The sequence below is a fragment of the Aquimarina sp. Aq78 genome (assembly GCF_900299525.1).
Classification (GTDB): domain Bacteria; phylum Bacteroidota; class Bacteroidia; order Flavobacteriales; family Flavobacteriaceae; genus Aquimarina.
The window spans coordinates 481,890-501,866 of sequence record NZ_OMKA01000003.1; the positions used below are offsets into that span (position 1 = coordinate 481,890).

The following is a 19,977-nucleotide window of genomic DNA, read 5'->3' on the forward strand; positions in this document are numbered from 1 at the left end:
ATGAGAAGGTCTATAATCATATTATTTGCCAAACAATTATGGCAAACCACTTTTAGATCCAAAGTATTACATGTTACTATGATTTTGGTGACTGTTTTAATTGCATTTGCTGCCTATAGCGGATGGGATAATTATAATACTCAAAACCATATTCGAAATTTTTATCAGGAAGAAGCCAGGCATAGCTGGGAGAGTAACCCAGATAAACACCCGCATCGTATGGCGCACTACGGATCCTTTGCTTTTCGTCTAAAACACAAACTAAGTCTGTTTGATTTTGGAATGGAAAACTATACAGGGAATGCTGTTTTTTTAGAAGCTCATAAACAAAATACCATAAATTTCTCAGAAGCAAGCCTATCTACAGGCTTGCTTCGCTTTGGAGAAGTAAGTTTGGCTATGTTGTTAAAAATCATTTTCCCATTACTCATTTTTTATTTAGGCTTTGGAGCTTTAGCTAGTGAAAGAGAAAATAACATCTTAAAAATAATGATCAATCAAGGGGCCACTTGGAGAGAAATATTTTTCGGTAAATCTCTTGGGTTAATGAGTCTTGCCATGTTTTTCTTTATTCCAGTAATTATCATCACTCTATTATTTATGATTTTTGCAGAAGGCACCCCCATAACTTCTTCTGAAATAACAAGATACCTTATACTAGTATTGAGTTATGTACTTTTTTTTGGTATCATTAGCAGTATAACCATTCTGGTTTCTGCCATAAGTAAAACTGCCAAAGATTCTTTAATAAGGCTCTTAGGAATCTGGCTATTCTTTATCATTATACTTCCTAAAACACTTCAAGCTTTTGGGCATTACCTTTACCCTACTCCTTCAAAAATAGAGTTCGAATCTATTGTAGAAAACGATTTGATAAAAGAAGGAGATAGTCACAATCCAGATGATATTCATTATAAAGCAATTAAAGATTCTGTACTTCTGGCAAATAATGTTGAATCTGTAGACCAATTACCTTTTAACTACGGAGGTTTTATCATGAGTCAAAGTGAAAAAATCAGCGCTTCAATTTATAATCAACATTTAAATAATTTATTAGCTACATATAAAAGTCAAAATGCCATCGAAAGGCTTTCTGCTTTACTTAATCCATATACAGCAATAAAACATATTTCTATGGCTTTTTCGGGGACCGATTTTGCGTCCTATATTCATTTTCAGCATCAGGCAGAACGTTATCGTTATCAACTTGCACAAGAAATGAATTCGTTACAAATGAAACTCATTTCAAACAAAAAAACAGGCACCTCTAATAGTATAGATAAGAGTCATTGGGAAGCGTTTCCCGATTTCGAATATGATCATTTGTCTACCATATCTATTCTGAAAAACGAAGCTTTGTCTATTTTCTCGTTGATTCTTTGGAGTATTCTCTCTGTCATAATCGTAAGAAGTTTATCTAAAAAAACAAAAGTCATATAACTATGTATTCCATATTATTTAAATCGTTTATTCGAACCAAAATAGCAGCTATTTCTCTTGTGCTTCTTCTAGGGGTAGGTATAATAAGTATTTTCATCGGAAAGCAATTTACCCAAAAGCAAGAAAAAGCAATTATTGAAGCCGAGTCATTTCAAGAAGAGAGTATTAAACGAAATGTAAAATATCATAATGATGACCTGGGTCTATTACTTTATTATTTACGTTTTTCTCTAGTCAAGAAATCAAATAGTTTAACAGGACTTTCTATTGGTCAACGTGATATAAACCCATCGATATTAGCTGTAACCATACGAGGTCTTGAAGGGCAAAAATATGATACCGATTTTGAGAATCCATCTCTTTTACTATCTGGAAATTTAGATCTTGGTTTTGTAATCATCTACTTGTTTCCGTTACTACTTATCGCATTAACATTTAATTTGTATTCTGAAGAAAAAGAAGCTGAAACATGGCGATTGGTATCCGCTCAGACCTCTTCTCCTATTAAGTTTTTATTTAAAAAATTATCTGTAAGAGTATTTTTTCTATACACAGTATTAACTATACTTTTTTTATTGGCTATTATTATTTTACAACTACCAATTAACGAAGCTCTTATCGCTTTTATAATTGTAAGTATTTTGTATTTGGCATTTTGGACTTCTTTATGTTTTATCATTATTTCTTTCCGAAAAAATTCGAGTTTTAATGCATTAACATTGATATCTTTATGGATACTACTTACCATATTACTTCCTGCCTCGGTAAACAATTATGTCATCAATACATATCCTGTACCAGAAACACTAAAAACTATGGTAGAACAACGAGATGGGTATCATAAAAAATGGGATATGGCAAAAGAGGTTACTATGGACAAATTTTTTGCTCATTATCCACAGTATAAAAAATATCCTGTTCCCGAAGACAAATTTAGCTGGCTCTGGTATTATGGAATGCAACAGATGGGTGATGACGAATCACTAGAATCCAGTAAAACAATGAAGGAAAAAATAAAACTAAGAGAAAACGTAAGTCAGGCAATATCCCTTGCAATACCTACGATGCATGTTCAATTAACCTTTAATCAAATTGCGCAATCCGACTTAAATAACCATCTACTTTTTTTAGATCATCTAGATAAGTACCATGAAGAGTTAAGGCTATATTTCTATCCCAAAATATTCGAAAATTATCCGGTTAAAAATGAAAATTGGAAGGAATTCAAACCAAAATACGCATCTATTTCACATACCATTAATTGGGTTAATTCTATGCTTCCATTAGTGTTAATTACGATAATTATTTCGTTAGTAAGTTTTTTTAATTTGAGGAAAATCTAACATAAGCATAGGTACAGCATATAAAATGTACTTCTATTCTTTTACATACCAGTATCTCTTCAAACATAAAGTTCAATCACATTTGTGATTGAACTTTATTATTCGTTTTGCCTTTTATCAAGAAATGCCAAAGAAAAAAAACTTAGTTTCTGTATTTTTGACTTTGCTTTAGTAATAAAAAATGATATACATAGCAGGTATTAGTATTGCTTTATTTATTTCGGCATTACTTCTTAATAAAAAGAATAAATCAAGATCAGATATGATTCTTTTGGGATGGATGATCTTGATCGCGGTTCATTTATATCTTTTTCATCTTAATTTCACAGAGCACATTTATCAATCTCCTCACCTATTAGGGTTACATTTTCCCCTTCCTTTATTTCATGGTATATTTCTATATTACTATGTATCTGCTGTTACCAATCAATTTCCAAAAAAGAATTGGTATGTTCTATTGCATTTAACTCCGATTATTTTGTCGTATCTCTATTTGATTCCGTTTTTTCTTCTTTCGGGTGCACAAAAAATAGAAGTGTTTGAAAATGAAGGTAAGGGTTATGAAACATTTATGGCTATAGGCATATCACTAATTTATATATCGGGTATCATCTATGTACTATGGTCTAGTATTTTATTAAAAAGGCATAAAAAAAATATTCTGGTGCAGTTTTCTAATATCGAAGAGATTGACTTAAAATGGTTGCGATTTTTGATATATGGTCTAGGAATAATATGGAGTATCCTGATTTTCTCAAATAATGATATTTATATCTTCATGGGAGTTTCTGTTTTTGTGATTTTAATTGGTTTTTTTGGAATACAACAAAAAGATATTTTTAGTACTCAAGATTTGGTATTAAAAAGAAATCAAAGAAGGGTATCTAAAAAAGAAAATAAAAAAACAAAATATATAAAATCTGGTCTTACCGATGAATTAGCCGAAGATACATACAAGAATCTAATGTTATTAATGACCAAAGAAGAGTGTTACAAAGAAAACAACCTTTCATTGAATGACCTGGCCTCTAAACTGAACATACACCCTAATTACTTATCCGAGATAATTAATAAAAAGGAGGAAAGGAATTTTTATGATTTCATCAATGATTTTCGAGTAGAAGAATTTAAGAGGTTGATTAATATTCCTGAAAATCAACAATTCACATTATTAGCTCTAGCATATGATTGTGGATTTAATTCTAAATCATCATTCAACCGGTATTTTAAAAAACATACCGGAAAAACACCTTCAGAATACCTCAAATCGGTTGTAAAATAACTATAGCGCCCATCTTTCTTAAATACCTTAAAGAAAAACAAGTGTCAGATTACAAGTTGAAACGTGATACTGTTTTGATACTTATATGTTTGCCTTAAAAATTTAATTAAGCAAGCTTTTGTAAATGAAAACCTATAACATTATCCAAACGATCATCATTACGTTATTAAGTAGTATTCTTCTTTCCTCTTGTGCTTCTAAAATTCCGGTTTTTGTTAAAAGCAAAGCTTTGAAAGAAGGTGATATTATAATAAAACGAGGGACATTTAAAAATAAGAATACTAAAAAATACCCAAAGAAAATTAAGGCCGATTACTTTTCATTAGCCGTCAAAGAAAATCGAAATAATCCCAATAGCCGTATCATTACTATACCAGTAATTAAATTACATTCTACAAGTAATAAACCAAAAGAACCCATTTTTTTATTGGCCGGAGGTCCGGGAGCTTCAAACATATGGAAAAACCCAAGATTATGGTTACTTGACAATCATGATATAGTTATGGTTGGATATCGTGGGGTTGATGGCTCTGTGCAACTTGATTCTGAAACATTTGAAAAAGCACTGATACATCATACAAAGGTTTTTTCTCCTGAACACCTAAAAAAATTAGGTGGTGTTTTAAAAAATCAATTAAAACAGTATAAGAAAAACGGTGTTGATATTAATGGCTATACCATGATCGAAGTTATAGATGATATTGAACTTGCCAAAAACAAACTAGGCTATGACAAAATAAACCTATTTGGCGCTAGTTATGGAACACGATTAGCATATATATACGGATTAAGATACCCAAATAGCATTTATAGAAGTGCAATTGGGGGTATAAACCCTCCAGGGCATTTTGCCTGGGATCCACAAGAAATAGATAATGTTCTTGTTAAATATGGCGAATTGTGGAAAAAAGATCCTTCGAACCTTAAAAGATCACCCGACATAATCCGGACCATCCAAAATGTATTTTCTGAGTTACCAGTAAAATGGAAAAAAATTAATATTGATCCAGGAAAAGTAAGGGTAACCATGTTTAGTATGCTATACACAACAGCAGGAACAGCACAAGTATTTGATGCATTTATTGCTGCAGAGGGAGGAGATTTTAGTGGGTTAGCTTTTTTGGTTATGATGTATGATCTTCTACCTAATGTAAAAAAACTTTATTGGGGAGAATTTCTTGCAAAATCCATCACCGCTGATTACCAATCAGAAAGAAATTATACTACTGCAATGGATTCTAAAAGCAATTTACTTGGTGCTCCTCTATCAAAACTATTTGAAATAATCAATTATTCTGAATGGAATGTACAAATGATTCCTAAACAATATAGAACATTCGAAACTTCCTATGTAAATACTTTACTAGTCAATGGAAATCTGGATGTAAGTTCTCCCATAGAAAACGCAAAAGAATTAATTGACTATTTACCTAACGGACATTTGGTCGTTATTACAGATAGTGGACATCATGATTTTTATGAAAAACAAGAAGAAGTCGTAAACACTATGATTAAGAAATTCTATTTAACAGGGCAGGTACATGACGAAAGAATTAAACACATTTCTGTAGATCTTGGAAAACCAAAACAAAGTCTACAGAAATTAGGAAAATCATCTTACACTTTAAAAAAATTAGGTCTGTTAAAAGTAATCGTAAAATTATTCATGTAATGCCAACATTAATAATTTCTTGCCTTTTATCAAGAAGAATGAATTCAAAATAAAATAAATTTGAAGTTAGTATTAATCAAATGTCAATACTCAAAAAAGGATACAAATCGTATTTATAGGTATTGATATTTTTCCTGTATTTTATTTATATAAGTGTTGATGCAAGAAATGGAGTAACTTTATGGAGTTTGTTGAAGGAAATTTAAATTGAAAACAATTATAATCATAAATGATTTTATAGCATGAACAGTTTAGTCGTATTTATACAACACATTATTCCTATTCCTGAAGCAGAAGCCATAGCTATAGCAAAATCTTTTGAATATAAAGAATTAAACAAAGGAGAATTCATCGTTCGAGAAGGTAAAATTAGTGATGACTACTACTTTTTTGAAAAAGGGCTATTACGAACATACCTATATGACATCGAAGGTAACGAAGTTACTACTGATTTTTATACTTCAAATTCTGTTGTTTTTGAAGTTACTTCTTTTTTTCAAAGAGTACCTTCACAAGTAAATATACAGGCAATTACCGATTGTCGAGGATATCGATTTTCATACCAACAATTAAACACTCTTTTTCACAACAAACCAGCATTTAGGGACTTTGGAAGGGCTATCCTGGTTAAAGAATTTATTGCCTCAAAAAAAAGAACTATCTCGATGATAAATCAAACAGCAGAACAACGATACAAGGCTCTTTTACAATCAAATTCAGAAATTATTATGAATGCTCCCTTAAAATATATTGCTTCCTATTTAGGAATAACAGATAGTACTCTAAGTCGTATTAGAAAGGATTTTGCTAAAAAATAGGTATCGCAATTACCTTATATATTTCATCTTTTTTAAGAATTCTTCCTTATATGTTTTTCCAACAGGGATTTTTTCATCTGCTATATATACCAAGTTTCCTGATACTTTATCTATTTTCTCAAAATTTACAATATAAGAACGATGAGTTCTTACAAAATTATAGTCATACAGTTTTTTTTCCCAATTATGTAAACTGTCTAACAGTAAAATAGACTTTTCTTTAGTAATTACTTTTACATAATCTACCTCGGCTTTTAAATATAAAATATCATCAATAGTAATTTTATAAATGGTCTTATCTGCATATAAAAAAAGCTGTTTGTCGATTTCGTTATTCGTAATCTTTATTTGATTTCGAACTCGGGTAATTGCTTTAAAAAAGCGTTCATAAGAAAATGGTTTTACCAGGTAATCCAATACATTTTCTTCAAAAGCATCTACTGCATAATCTGGATAAGCAGTAGTTACAATTACTTTTGGAGGGTTGATAAGTGTTTTTAAAAAAGATAAACCATTTAACTCTGGAAGTTGAATATCTAAAAACATAAAATCTACCTCTTTTAGTTTTTCTAATCTAATATCCAATCCGCTTTCATACACTCCTAAGCAGTTCACAAATGGGGTTTTATCAATATAATTTTGCAACACCTCTTGTGCACCGTGTTCGTCTTCTATAATCAAACAATTTATCATAATGAGATAGTGAGTATTACTTTATACACATTATTTTCGTTCTTAATCTGCAATTGATATTTCTCTGGATATAATAACTGTAGTCTATTTTGAGTGTTTTTTATCCCAATGCCACTTTCTTGCCAATTTGTATCAATCTCCGGTTTTTTGTTTTCATCATATGGATTTTCGCAATAAAAAGAGAAGTGATCCTTTTCTAATACAGCTTTAATTAGTATCTGATGGTTTTTACCTTTTAAAATACTAGTATACTTAAATGCATTTTCTACAAAAGGGATTAAAAGTAACGGAGCTATTTCCTTTTTAGAGTTATCAATTTCTTCAAAAAAAGTAGCTTTTATTTTGGTAGATAATCGTTCTTCCTGCAAGCTAATATAGTCTTTCACATGAGTGATTTCATGAGACAAACTTACTTTTTCTTTTTGCCCCTCATGCAGTACATATCTAAAACTATTTGATAGCTTTAAAATCAAATCCGGGGTTTTTTCATCTTTCTTTAAAGCATTTGCATAAATATTATTTAACGTATTAAATAAGAAATGAGGGTTTATTTGTGCTTTTAATGCGTTGAGTTCTGCTTGTTGTTTTTCTTGTTTTGTAGTATCCAGCTCAAGTTGTTTAGCATATAACTTTTTAATAGAATACAAAGCAAAAAAAGCCAAACTAAAGGAGAAATACGTCACCCAGCTAGAAACCACATATTTCCAGCGATGATCTTGATGATCTTTATGGTCTTCTCCCATATGAAAAAAATTATCTGCATAATAGTGGATTAAAGCATTACTACTAAAAACAAGCAATACCAAAACAATAAACTTCTTCTTATTTTTTAAAGGAAAAAACCACAGATACATGACATATGTAGGTATCATATTGAATACCAATGTAACTAGCTCATGCATAAAACTCATAGGGTATCCTCCTTCTCTTCCCAGATACTTTATATATGGAAAAAAAAGTACCATTCCCCAAAAAAGCAGATGCAATACAGGTTCTGCTTTTTTTAGTTTTGAATACATAGAGTTATTATTCACACGTTCTTTTATAAAACCTTACTAAGGTATTACTTTTATTGATGATAAATCATCAAATCCTTTATAGATGACTTTGCTAGAATGGTTTCCTCTTGAGTAGAAGCACCACTTATTCTGAAAAGTATATGCCCTCCCAGAAGTGGATTATAATCTGTACGTTCGAAAATAATACTATCATTAAGAGAAAACCACACTCTATTCTCTTTTTTACCAATTTCGACATTAACCCATTGGTTATACTCCATTATGTTTTCTTGTTTCCGGAGATGAAAATCTCGTTCCAGAGAAGAAATGTTTTTGTAAAAGAATGGAGTATAGCCATGAGATTTATTATTAAAAGTCACGTTATAATGATTCATTTTTCTTCGCCACTCCCAAATATCTTCGGCAGTAGCATTCTTTTCGGGTAAGGTTAGCTGTATAGTTTCTTTGGTATCAGAAGCAGAAAATAACACAATTAATACCGATGCTTTTGACAACGCCTTTATTTTATATTGTACTACCATATCTCCCTGATAACTTTTAGGACTTACCAAAAAGAAGCCATTAGAGCTATCAATTTCTTCGAAAATAAATTCATGATCCTTAATCGAGGTTTTACCTTTTCCTATTGTTTTCCATTCGGAAAGTTCTTGAGAAGAGATTTTTTCTTCAACAAAATCATTTGGTTTACAACCGATTATTGTTAACATAAAAATCAATATTACTGTTGACAAAAAAGAATTTATCTGCATTACGTATAGTTTTATTTGTTTTACTTTTTTAATTGCTAGAATGATTATGTCTATATTCTCGCTCTTTTCTATTTCTTGCTCTATCCCCATTTTTAAAGAGTGTATACTTAAGACTAAATAGAAATCCCAGTGTTTGTGATTGAAACTTCCAAACAGTACGTTGGCTAAACTCGGTAGTACGTGTATTTCGTTTCATTAAGTTATCATCTAATACATCTATCACTCTTAAGTTGGCCGTTAATTTATTATTCAAAAATTTTGCTCTTACCGCCCAATCAACTCTATGTCTTGGTTCTATATAATTAAAAGCATTTTGTCTCTTGGGTGTATGTCGATATGTTATATCTGTACTCACCTTTTTAGTGATTTTAAATGTATTTTTTAATTGTAGATTAGACGAGTATAATTCATCCCAGGTAACCAGATTGTTCTGATCTGTCATTGTGTAATAATAATTCCCGGTAAGTATAGTATTCCAATACTTAGTAAACTTATATTTTGCAGTAGCTTCAATACCCAATGAATGATTTATCCCAATATTTTGAAATGAGATCACCTGTACATTATTATCTTCTATAGTATTTACCCAAAGAATAACATCTTTTCTGTAGCGATAAAATGTGGCAACAGACCAACTTAATTTTCTCTTATTATTTTGGTAATTAAGTTCAATATTATCACTTGATTCTGGTTTTAATCCTGGGTTACCATCAAATCTAAAAAAGGGATTTCCTAGCTGAAAAGGGTTAATATGATGTAAATTAGGTCTGGAAATTCGTTTGCTATACCCCAACCCCAGTGTATTATCTTCACTAAAGGTATAGGCTACATGAATTGAAGGAAAAAGATTAGAAAAATGTAAATCGGTTGTTGATGAATTTAACGTATTTTGAGATTTTGATGAGAAATATTCATATCGCAATCCAACTTGCCAATCTAATTTTTGAATATTAAATTTTGTAAGCCCATAGATACCTAAAAGTTCTTCTTCATAATCAAATGTATTTAATGTAGACACTGCATTATTTGGTCCAAAAAACTGTTGGTTTTTTGTATCACTTCTATTCCAGGATGCACCAGTTTCTATTTGAATTTTTTCTGAAACAGGCAATGCATAGTCTAATGATATGGCATGGATTGTATTATCTTCTTCTATTGTTTGATCAAACAAAAAAACATCATCTTCAAAATCAGAAGCTGGATACTCATTTTTATTATTATTAAGATTATAGTCAATCTCTAAAAAATGTCCTTCTTTATTAAATCCTCTACGGTAATTAGCATTAAAAACAGAAGTAAAATGTGAATGTGCTGAGTTACGAGTATATGTAAAATCATCACGATCAGTCACATCAAAATATTGTGAGTTATTATAAAAACTATGATAATCATCGGTATAATCAAATCCCAAAGAGAATTCATTATGTTCATCCACAAAAAAGTCTAATCCAATTACTCCTCTTTTTATTTTTCCATTAAAATCGTGGGGAGTAAAAATACTTTGAGTATCACCATTTATAAAAGATCGATTAATAGTTTGTTTGCTATCCATTTCTCTTCCAGATTGCGAGGCGTTAAATCTTAAGTTCATAAATGAAAGGTTATAGTTTCCATCAATACCATAGCTATATCGCTTTGTTCCTAGTGCACTATTAAGATTAAGGTTAAATCCTCTATTTATATTTCTTTTCAAGATCACATTAATAACACCTGATAACCCATCTGCCTGATATTTTGCTGATGGAGAAGTAATAATTTCTACAGTTTTTATAGAAGATGATGGGATTTGCTCTAATAACTCTACTGCATCTAAGGAAGAAGGTTTCCCATTGATCAACAATTTCACATTGTCACTACCTCTTAATGAAATATTACCAGTTCCTAAATCAGTCTGTATATCTGTTATTTGATCAAAAGCTTCGAGTGCTGTAGTGCCAGATTGTTGAATATCTGCTCCTATATCGATAATTTTTCTATCGATTTTAAGCTGTGTGGTTGTTCGGTCAGCCTCGATAACAATTTCGTCTAGAGTGCTTGCCATCGATTGCAGTCTAATTGAAATATTGGTTGGATCGCCAACTTCAGAAAATTGAACCAGAGTAGTTTGATAACCAATAAAACTAACTTCAAAATATGTAAATATTTTGTCTGTCTCTAGTAGAAATTGACCCTGATCATTAGTCGAAATACCATCAACTAATTCTCCTTTATTATTATAAGCTGCTACTGTAGCATAAGGGATAATTTCCTGGGTTATCTGATCTTTTACCGTTCCTTTCAACATTTTTATTTCCTGACCACTCATAATTGAGAATCCTATAAAAAAAAATAGTATAAAACTTACTGTTCGTATCATTCTTTCGATTTTGATATCTCAAAAGTGATACGTCTATCTTTTTTAGAAAATTTTAATCTGTGAAAGTTCTCAGTTCATCTGTTAACTGCTTAAAAACTAGTTTTAAAAAACAAGAAATCTTTATAAATCATACTATTACTTTTATTTTTTGCTTAAATTAAGGTTTCAAAAATATTTTTTTGAACTCTTTTAAACCTTCACTCATACCCTAAAGATTTGTGTTTTGGATATTTTAATACCATAATACATCACTTTAAAACAAATCATAACAGGAGTACAGCAATCACTTTGAAATAAAGAAATAAAATTAAAAGTGACTTTTTTAGACATACTGTGTCTAAACTATTTAGAGGGATTATATGTAATAAAAATACAGGTTGAAGAAGACAGAACTGGATGAAAATTTGGAGGATAAAGAGCTTGTTTACAAAATAGCCAAAAGTAAGGATACTAAGCTATATGCAATTCTTTATGACAGATATGCAAAAACTATATATAATAAATGCTTGAGTTTTGTAAAGTCTAATGAAGAGGCACAAGATTTAACACACGATATTTTTGTTCTTTTATTCGCCAAGCTAAAAACATTTAAAGGAAATTCTAAATTTTCTACCTGGTTGTACTCATTTACCTATAATTTCTGTGTGAATTATGTACAAAGGATTCAAAAAAAGAAAAAAGAGAAAATCGTATCTATCGATGATATTATCGTTGAATACCCACCCGAAGAGATAGACGATGAAGATATGATGAAATTAAAGTCCAAAAAACTTGCAATGGCGCTAAAAAAAATTGAACCAGAAGATAAAATCATTTTAATGATGAAATATCAGGATGATCTATCTATAAAAGAAATTGAAAAAGCTCTAAACATTGGCAGTAGTGCAGTAAAAATGAGATTAAGCCGAGCCAAATCTAGATTAGTGAACTCATATAAAACCTTATAACACCTTTTAAACCTAATACCCCACAAAAAATGAAAAATCCATTTAAAAAAATTATTCAAAATGAAGAATTACCTGCTTCTATCAAGGAAAAGGTACTCGATGATGTCGAAATAGTAAAGCTATCACTAGATCTGGCTGATTTATTTGCTATAAAATATCCAAATTCTCTTGAAGAACTTTTTAAAATAGTAAGTCGTTCTAACAAAAATTAAAGACTAACCTCCAAAAATCGTATGGAAAAATTTCTAAATTTTAAATTGATTGAAAATATATTTAATGAACTATATGAGATTATGCCTAATATAATTGGTGCCATTTTGTTCATTTTAGTCGGGTGGATGATTGTAAAACTCATTCTTTTTATATTAAAAAAATCCTTGAAGCTAACCAAAATTGATACTTTGGTATCTAAAATTAGTGATAACGGGACTCTTTTTAATTCTGCTACCAAAATCGAACCTACCAAAATAATTCTAGCTTTTGTTAAGTGGTTTCTAATTCTTGTATTGGTCATTGTCGGAGCTGATATGTTTGGTTTAAATATGGTTTCGAATGGTGCAGGAAGGTTAATCGATTATTTACCCAAAATATTCAGTTCGATCGTAATTTTAGGATTAGGATTATACCTGGCTTCTTTAGTAAGAAAATCTGTTTATGCTTTGCTAAAATCTTTGGATCTTAGTGGAGCTAAACTAATAAGCTCTATCCTCTTTTTTAGTATTGTAGCTATTGTTTCGATTACTGCTTTAAATCAAGCAGGTATCAATACTAGTATCATAACAAACAACCTTTCTCTAATCCTGGGAGCTTTTTTAGCCACTTTTGTACTTGCATTAGGTTTAGGTTCCAGAGATGTTGTGTATAGATTATTACTAGGTTTTTATTCTAAGAAGAATTTTGAAGTAGGACAAAAAATTAGAATCGAAGGTGATGAAGGAGTTATTATTTCTATCGATAATATTAGCATGACAGTAGAAAGCAATGATAATAACAGAGTAGTCTATCCCATTAAACTTATAGCAGATAAAAAAGTTGAAATTATAAAGTAATGAATCTAAAGTGACTTTTCTTTTTTTTATGTGTCAAAACTATATAACGGATAAAAATAGAAGTTTTATTATACTTCTTGTAAAAAGGGAAAGATGATTGCATTGATTGCTGTTCAAGTTATAATACTAATAGTACTAATTATACTAATAGTTCGTAATTGGTTTGAATATACGAAGGATAAGAGACAATTACATAATATAAATAAAAAAGAAGAAAATATTTAGGGGGTCCAAAAATGACATTGTTTTTTTGGATAATTCTGTTTTTTATAGCAGGTCAGTTGATAAGGGGAATTTATATAACAACTGGCCTCTATAAAAAATGAACACTTTTCACTTCATAGTACAGTTGTATATTTTCTTCGGTGTAAGAATTACTCCATCTGATCGTTAAAAAATCATAATATTCATTAACACAATCATGTTTTTTAAACCCAATTGCCTCTAGTTTCCGATATTTGAGGAAAAACAAATCTTGAAAAGAATATTTTTATTTTTAGTACTCGCTTGTCACTTTTCTGTATACTCACAATTTGACACTAAAGGAATTGTCATAAATAGTTCGAATAAACTTCCAATAGCCAATGTAAATGTTCTTGATACAGACAGTAATATCAAAGTTTTCACTGATACTGATGGCAAGTTCACTATAAAGTCTTTAGGCAAAATAAAGTTTTTCAAAGATGGTTATACTGAAACTTCTATAGATGTTAACAAACATAACCATATTAAGGATGAATACATTGTAATAGCATTAGTTCCCATTACAAATTTAGTTGAGGTTGTGATAGAAGATCATTTTCGTCCACAAAAACATAAGTATGCAGCAGAGGCTGTCTCTTCTATTACAGCTAGTGATATTAATCGTGGAAACTCAATTGAGTTACACCCCGTTCTCAATAGAGTTGCTGGTGTTTTTATGCAAAATGGTACATTAAATACCAATAGAATTACAATTAGAGGAATCGGAGCCAGAAACTTATTTGGCACAGCTAATATAAGAGCCTATTTTGGGGATATTCCATTAACCGATGGAAATGGAGAATCTTCTATAGAGGATTTAGAACTCGGTGCTTTATCCAGTATAGAAATTCATAAAGGACCTTCTTCAAGCAGTTATGGTGTGGGATTAGGAGGAACTATCTTATTTCAACCCGAATTTGCAAACACAAATACTTCTGAGAGTGAATTAACTACATCCTTTGGGAGTTATGGATTAAGAAGAATTCTGGCTAAGGCCGCCATATCTAAAGAAAAATCTAATATTACAGTACTGTATAGCAATAATCATACTGATGGATACCGAGATAATAATAAATATGATCGAAATACAGTAACACTGGCCTCTGGTTTTGATGCTGGAAAGAAAAACAATTTTTCGATAGTAGGAAGTTATGTTAATCTTAATGCTGGTATCCCCAGTTCATTAGATCAGGAAAATTTTGAAAACAATCCAAGACAGGCCGCATTTACCTGGGGGCGTGCTCAAGGTTTGGAAGATGTTGATTATGGACTATTAGGAGTAACCTGGAGACATAAATATAGTCCAAAAACATCACATAATACTAGTGTTTTTAGTTCTTTTAGAAACAATGACGAGTCTAGACCTTTTAATATATTAAAAGAAAATGCAACAAGTTTTGGTATTAGAAACCGAGTTTTGGGCACTCATATAATTGCTGGTAAGGAATTAAACTGGACCGCAGGTGGAGAATTATTCTTTGATTATTATACTGGTAAGACTTTTGAAAATTTATATCAGGATTTTCCTACTGGAACAGGTAGTGTACAAGGCAATCAACTTTCTGATCTCGATGAAAAACGATACTATTACAACATTTTTGCTGAAGCAAATTATAAGATTAATAAGAAGTTTAGAGTAAATGTTGGCATAAATCTCAATCAGACTTTTTTTGATATCGATGATCAATTCTTATCTGATGGAGAAGATAGCTCTGGCAAATTCGATTTTGATCCCATATTCTCTCCCAAAATTGGAATAAATTATTCTCTAAATTCTCAATTTACGCTCTACGGAAACATTGCCCACGGTTTCTCTACTCCTACTACTTCAGAAACACTATTGCCTGATGGTCTTTTTAATCCCGATATAAAACCCGAAATAGGTTGGAATTATGAGATCGGTACCCGATATAGTCTATTACAGGATATGCTCTATGGGTCTTTATCATTATATCAATTTAGAGCTAAAGATCTTTTGGTTTCAAGAAGAACTATCGATGATAATTTCTTTGCTATTAATGCAGGAAAAACCATACATAATGGTGCCGAATTAGAATTGAATTTCGATATTATAAAAGTAAACTCAGGAGTATTAAAATTCTTTTTCAATGCATCAATATATGACCATAAATTTGATGACTTTGTAGATTTGGATAATGATTTTTCGAATAACGATCTTACCGGTGTTCCTTCTGAAGTTACCAATTCTGGAATTGAATTTATAGCTCAAAAAGGGTTTTATGGTAACCTTAGCTTTCAGACTGTAGGTAAAATACCTGCAAATGATGCAAATACAACATTTAGCAAAAACTATGAATTATTACATGGTAAAGTAGGTTTCAAAAATAACATTGGACCTCACTTTAGGTATGACTTATTTTTTGGCGCAAACAATATTTTAGACACTAAGTATGCCTCTCAATTACAAATCAATGCCAGAGGGTTTGGTGGTAATTCTCCCAGGTATTTCTATCCTGGTTTACCACTTAATGCATACGCAGGGATTAACATAAATTATAGATTATAACTAATATTTCTTTGTATTTTTCGGAAATCAACAAAAAACTTATGAAAATCTCGTCATTTTTAATCTTTCTAACTATTGTGTTTTCGGCTTGCGCACAGCAACAAAAAGAAAATGATATTACCTTAGAAGGTGATCCTAAAAACTATACCACAGAAGTTGTTGTTCCTGATTTACAAATCCCTTGGGGAATGGCTTGGCTGCCTGATGGTAGTATGCTTATTACTGAAAAAAGTGGAGAATTAATCCATTTTAAGAATGGTAATAAAACTTCTATTGGCAATATCCCAGAAGTATATAATCGTAATCAAGGTGGGTTGTTGGATATAGAGTTACATCCAAAATATAAAGATAACGGATGGTTATATATCACATATTCTTCTAAAGAAGGTACAGAAAAAGGTGGCAACACAGCTTTAATTAGAGCCAAACTAAAAAACAATCAACTAACTAGTATAGAAAAACTTTATAAAGGAACCCCTAATACTACAAAAGGGCATCATTTTGGATCACGAATAGAATTTGATAATGAAGGATATCTCTACTTTTCTATTGGAGATCGCGGTAATAGAGATGTAAATCCTCAAGATATTACCAGAGATGGAGGAAAAATATACCGCCTTAATGATGATGGTACTATTCCTAAAGATAACCCTTTTGTTACCAAAAGTGGTGCAAAAAAAGCTATCTTTTCTTATGGTCATCGTAATCCACAAGGAATGGCAATACATCCCGATGGTACAATCTGGGTTCATGAACATGGCCCAAAGGGTGGTGATGAAATTAATCCAATTATAAAAGGTACAAACTATGGGTGGCCAGTAATCACTTATGGTATTAATTATAGTGGTACATCTATTACAGATATCACTAAAAAAGAAGGGATGAAACAGCCTTTATACTACTGGGTTCCTTCTATCGCTCCAAGCGGAATGGATTTTATTACAAGTGATATTTATCCCCAATGGAAAAATAACCTATTAGTAGGTTCTCTAGTATTTCAATATCTCGAACTGGTAGAATTGACAGATAAAAAAGTTACAGGACGAAAAAAATTATTAGATGGTATGGGGCGTATTCGTAATGTAAGGCAAGGACCTGACGGTTATATCTATGTAGCAGTAGAAAATAAAGGTATTGTAAAAATAATTCCTAATTAAATTAGAAACATGTAAACGCATGAAAAAATATTTAAAACGTTTCTTCATAATAGAAATTACCATATTGATCATAAGTATTTCACTTGTTGCACAACAAGAAAAACCAGATATCGAATATGTTCTATATCCTGTATCAAAAATTCAAGATGCCAAATTATCAGAAAGTATCGCTCGCGGAAACGAGATTTATACTGATTTTTGTATGCAATGTCATCTTCCGGATGGAAAAGGATCTCCTAATGTATTTCCGCCTTTGGCAGGATCAGATTGGTTAGTTAACAAACGAAAAGAAAGCATCTATTCTATCAAATATGGGTTAAATGGTCCTATCAAAGTTAACGGAAAGACTTATAATAGTGCGATGACGTCATTAGGTCTTGAAGACGAAGAAATTGCAGATGTAATGAATTACATTATGAATAGTTGGGGTAATACCCAGAAAAAAATGGTTACCGTTGAAGAAGTTGGTAAAGTTGAAAAATAACATTTTTCTTAGAATATAACCCAAGGTTGATAAAATATAGAATTTATTATAAATTATATAACAATCAAACCGTATATTACGTTAATGTTATTTCATTATAGTCTAAAAAAACTCTTACCAACTAAACATGGTGTATGAAATTCTTAGCATTTATTTCTGTATTTCTAATCATGTACCATGTTAACGCTCAAGAAAATCCCAATACATATAGGTTTAGTTATAAATCAGAACTTTATAAGGGTACCAGATTTGAGATCACTACAAAATTAAGAGCGTTAAAGAATAACTCATGGTTTACAAACATCCCTGAAGAAAAACAAGTAGAACTTGCCGGTTTATTTAAAAGAGTAAAAGATCAACCAATACCTAGATTATATCGAAAGGATGCTATTGTATTTCTTGATGCATTGTATGCGTATGAAGAGTTCTTAACCATATATGATAATGCACTTTATGAAGTAATCCAAGACCTGAAACACGATATGCGTCGTCTTGATTTTAAATTCGAAAGGCAATTTACCAAAGCTAAAATACAACTAAATCGTACACAGAAGGAAGCAAAAAATAATATAGAACGGATAGACCTTCTAAGGAAAGATGTTCATGATAGTCATATAAAACTAGTTAGCCATAGATGGATGAAGAAAAAAATGGAGAAGTATAACGGTATGGATGCAGTTAAAAAGCCCGATAAACTAATCAAAGAGTTTAAAAAGGCCGAAGCAATGAATGTCTTCACTATGATTGAAGAAAAAAAAATGGAAAAAATCAATTCGTATCTTGTGGATCAAATCATTGATTTTTTTTATAAAAAGTCGCTCCCAGAGATAGATCTGGATAAGCTAGAACTAGATTATATTGATAAAATATAAATCAGGTATTACTAATAATTTATAAGTATCTTTCTTTCCTTAATAACAATTCATGACAGAACCTAATAAAGACAAAAATGCCTGGGCTTGGGTGCCTTCATTATATTTTACAGAAGGATTACCATATGTAATTATCATCACGTTTTCTGTAATCATGTATAAGAAACTAGGAATTAGTAATGCCGATATTGGATTGTATACCAGTTGGCTCTACCTTCCTTGGGTTATAAAACCACTATGGAGCCCGTTTGTAGATATTAAAAGTACTAAGCGTAATTGGTTTTTAGGCATGCAACTCCTTATTGCTATAGCATTTTTGGGAGTAGGCTTAACGATCCCTACTAATAATTTCTTTGTTCTTAGTCTTTCCTGTTTCTGGATAGCCGCATTTGCATCAGCCACAAACGATATTGCTTCTGATGGATATTACCTTATTAGCCTTACACAAAAAAAGCAATCCTTTTTTTTAGGAGTACGTAGTACTTTTTACCGCTTGGCTATGGTAACAGGGCAAGGGTTAATTGTCGTACTTGCTGGCTTTTTAGAAGAACATTATGGGAATAATCAAAAAGCATGGTCTTATACCATGATCATTACTGCTGTTTTCATGATTGTATTAACAGTAATCAATCTTTTTGCAACTCCAAAAGTAGAAAATGAAACCGAGGCTTCTAAAGAAAAACCAATGCGTTTCTTCGATGTTTTTAAAACCTTCTTTCAAAAAAAACAAATAGGTGTTGTTCTTGCCTTTATCCTTCTTTACAGATTAGGAGAATCTCAATTGGTAAAAATGGCTTCTCCCTTTTTATTAGATCAGAAAGAAGCTGGTGGACTGGCATTATCCACTACCGAAGTAGGTACTATTTATGGTACATTCGGAATTATAGCCTTAACCATAGGAGGAATTCTGGGAGGTATTGCTATTTCGGTATATGGATTAAAAAAGTGGATGCTTCCTATGATTCTAGCTTTAAATCTGCCTAATATATTATATATTTTGTTAAGCTTCTGGGAAGCATCTTCTGTAGTATCTGTTACATTAGTTGTTATTATAGAACAATTCGGGTATGGATTTGGATTTGCTGCTTATCTTATGTTTTTGATATATGTAGCAGAGGGTGTTTCTAAAACTTCTCATTATGCAATCGCAACAGGATTTATGGCTTTAGGTATGATGTTACCAGGTATGATTAGTGGTTTCATCCAGGAGGTTCTTGGATATACCGGATTCTTTATATGGGTAGCCATTGCGGCAATTCCTGGCATTATCCTTACTCGATACATCCAATATCCCGCTACTTACGGAAAGAAAGACAAAAATTAAAT

Annotated in this window: 17 protein-coding genes; 13 read left to right on the plus strand and 4 right to left on the minus strand. The window is 31.1% G+C overall.

The features are described from left to right. The 5 genes from DG435_RS06960 (at position 1) to DG435_RS06980 (ending at position 6,555) form a co-directional block, all read left to right on the plus strand. Positions 1-1,440 (plus strand): DUF3526 domain-containing protein, encoded by a 1,440-nt coding sequence (locus DG435_RS06960; protein ID WP_106792707.1) that lies wholly within the window; start codon positions 1-3, stop codon positions 1,438-1,440. A 2-nt stretch (positions 1,441-1,442) separates the two neighbouring features. Beyond that, positions 1,443-2,783, plus strand: a complete 1,341-nt coding sequence (locus DG435_RS06965) for a DUF3526 domain-containing protein (protein WP_106792706.1) — start codon at positions 1,443-1,445, stop codon at positions 2,781-2,783. Positions 2,784-2,964: 181 nt separating this feature from the next. Further along, entirely contained in the window at positions 2,965-4,065 is a 1,101-nt protein-coding gene (locus DG435_RS06970; protein ID WP_106792705.1) for an AraC family transcriptional regulator, read from the plus strand. 124 nt (positions 4,066-4,189) lie between these two features. Beyond that, positions 4,190-5,737 (plus strand): alpha/beta fold hydrolase, encoded by a 1,548-nt coding sequence (locus DG435_RS06975; protein WP_106792704.1) that lies wholly within the window; start codon positions 4,190-4,192, stop codon positions 5,735-5,737. 242 nt (positions 5,738-5,979) lie between these two features. Further along, complete coding sequence (locus tag DG435_RS06980; protein ID WP_106792703.1) at positions 5,980-6,555, plus strand: Crp/Fnr family transcriptional regulator; 576 nt, start codon at positions 5,980-5,982, stop codon at positions 6,553-6,555. A gap of 9 nt (positions 6,556-6,564) precedes the next feature. Here DG435_RS06980 and DG435_RS06985 read toward each other — a convergent pair whose 3' ends face one another. The 4 genes from DG435_RS06985 to DG435_RS07000 form a co-directional block, all read right to left on the minus strand. Continuing rightward, entirely contained in the window at positions 6,565-7,248 is a 684-nt protein-coding gene (locus tag DG435_RS06985; RefSeq protein WP_106792702.1) for a LytTR family DNA-binding domain-containing protein, read from the minus strand. Beyond that, the gene (locus DG435_RS06990; protein WP_106792701.1) at positions 7,245-8,267 is read right to left on the minus strand and encodes a sensor histidine kinase; all 1,023 of its coding nucleotides are present in this window, start codon (positions 8,265-8,267) and stop codon (positions 7,245-7,247) included. The genes DG435_RS06985 and DG435_RS06990 overlap by 4 nt, the downstream gene beginning before the upstream one ends. A gap of 50 nt (positions 8,268-8,317) precedes the next feature. Beyond that, positions 8,318-8,974, minus strand: coding sequence for a hypothetical protein (locus tag DG435_RS06995; RefSeq protein WP_159025581.1), 657 nt, complete (start codon positions 8,972-8,974; stop codon positions 8,318-8,320). A 70-nt stretch (positions 8,975-9,044) separates the two neighbouring features. Beyond that, a complete protein-coding gene (locus DG435_RS07000) occupies positions 9,045-11,372 on the minus strand; it encodes an outer membrane beta-barrel family protein (protein WP_106792699.1) in 2,328 nt (775 codons plus the stop codon). Between the two features lie 377 nt (positions 11,373-11,749). On the opposite strand from DG435_RS07000, the gene DG435_RS07005 reads away from it, so the two are divergent. The 8 genes from DG435_RS07005 to DG435_RS07040 all read left to right on the plus strand — a co-directional run bounded on the left by DG435_RS07005 (position 11,750) and on the right by DG435_RS07040 (position 19,975). Continuing rightward, positions 11,750-12,319, plus strand: coding sequence for an RNA polymerase sigma factor (locus DG435_RS07005; protein WP_106792698.1), 570 nt, complete (start codon positions 11,750-11,752; stop codon positions 12,317-12,319). Positions 12,320-12,348: 29 nt separating this feature from the next. Beyond that, positions 12,349-12,531 carry a hypothetical protein gene (locus DG435_RS07010; RefSeq protein ID WP_024768642.1) on the plus strand — a complete coding sequence of 61 codons (183 nt, stop codon included), beginning with the start codon at positions 12,349-12,351 and terminating at the stop codon, positions 12,529-12,531. Between the two features lie 21 nt (positions 12,532-12,552). Beyond that, positions 12,553-13,368, plus strand: coding sequence for a mechanosensitive ion channel (locus DG435_RS07015; protein ID WP_106792697.1), 816 nt, complete (start codon positions 12,553-12,555; stop codon positions 13,366-13,368). A gap of 475 nt (positions 13,369-13,843) precedes the next feature. Next, positions 13,844-16,138: a TonB-dependent receptor domain-containing protein gene (locus DG435_RS07020; protein WP_106792696.1), complete on the plus strand. Its 2,295-nt coding sequence runs from the start codon at positions 13,844-13,846 to the stop codon at positions 16,136-16,138. 41 nt (positions 16,139-16,179) lie between these two features. Next, a complete protein-coding gene (locus DG435_RS07025; protein ID WP_106792695.1) occupies positions 16,180-17,295 on the plus strand; it encodes a PQQ-dependent sugar dehydrogenase in 1,116 nt (371 codons plus the stop codon). 19 nt (positions 17,296-17,314) lie between these two features. Next, positions 17,315-17,779, plus strand: coding sequence for a cytochrome c (locus tag DG435_RS07030; RefSeq protein ID WP_106792694.1), 465 nt, complete (start codon positions 17,315-17,317; stop codon positions 17,777-17,779). A 134-nt stretch (positions 17,780-17,913) separates the two neighbouring features. After that, positions 17,914-18,651, plus strand: a complete 738-nt coding sequence (locus DG435_RS07035) for a hypothetical protein (RefSeq protein ID WP_159025580.1) — start codon at positions 17,914-17,916, stop codon at positions 18,649-18,651. Positions 18,652-18,703: 52 nt separating this feature from the next. Beyond that, entirely contained in the window at positions 18,704-19,975 is a 1,272-nt protein-coding gene (locus DG435_RS07040; RefSeq protein ID WP_106792692.1) for an MFS transporter, read from the plus strand. The last annotated feature ends 2 nt before the right edge of the window (positions 19,976-19,977 follow it).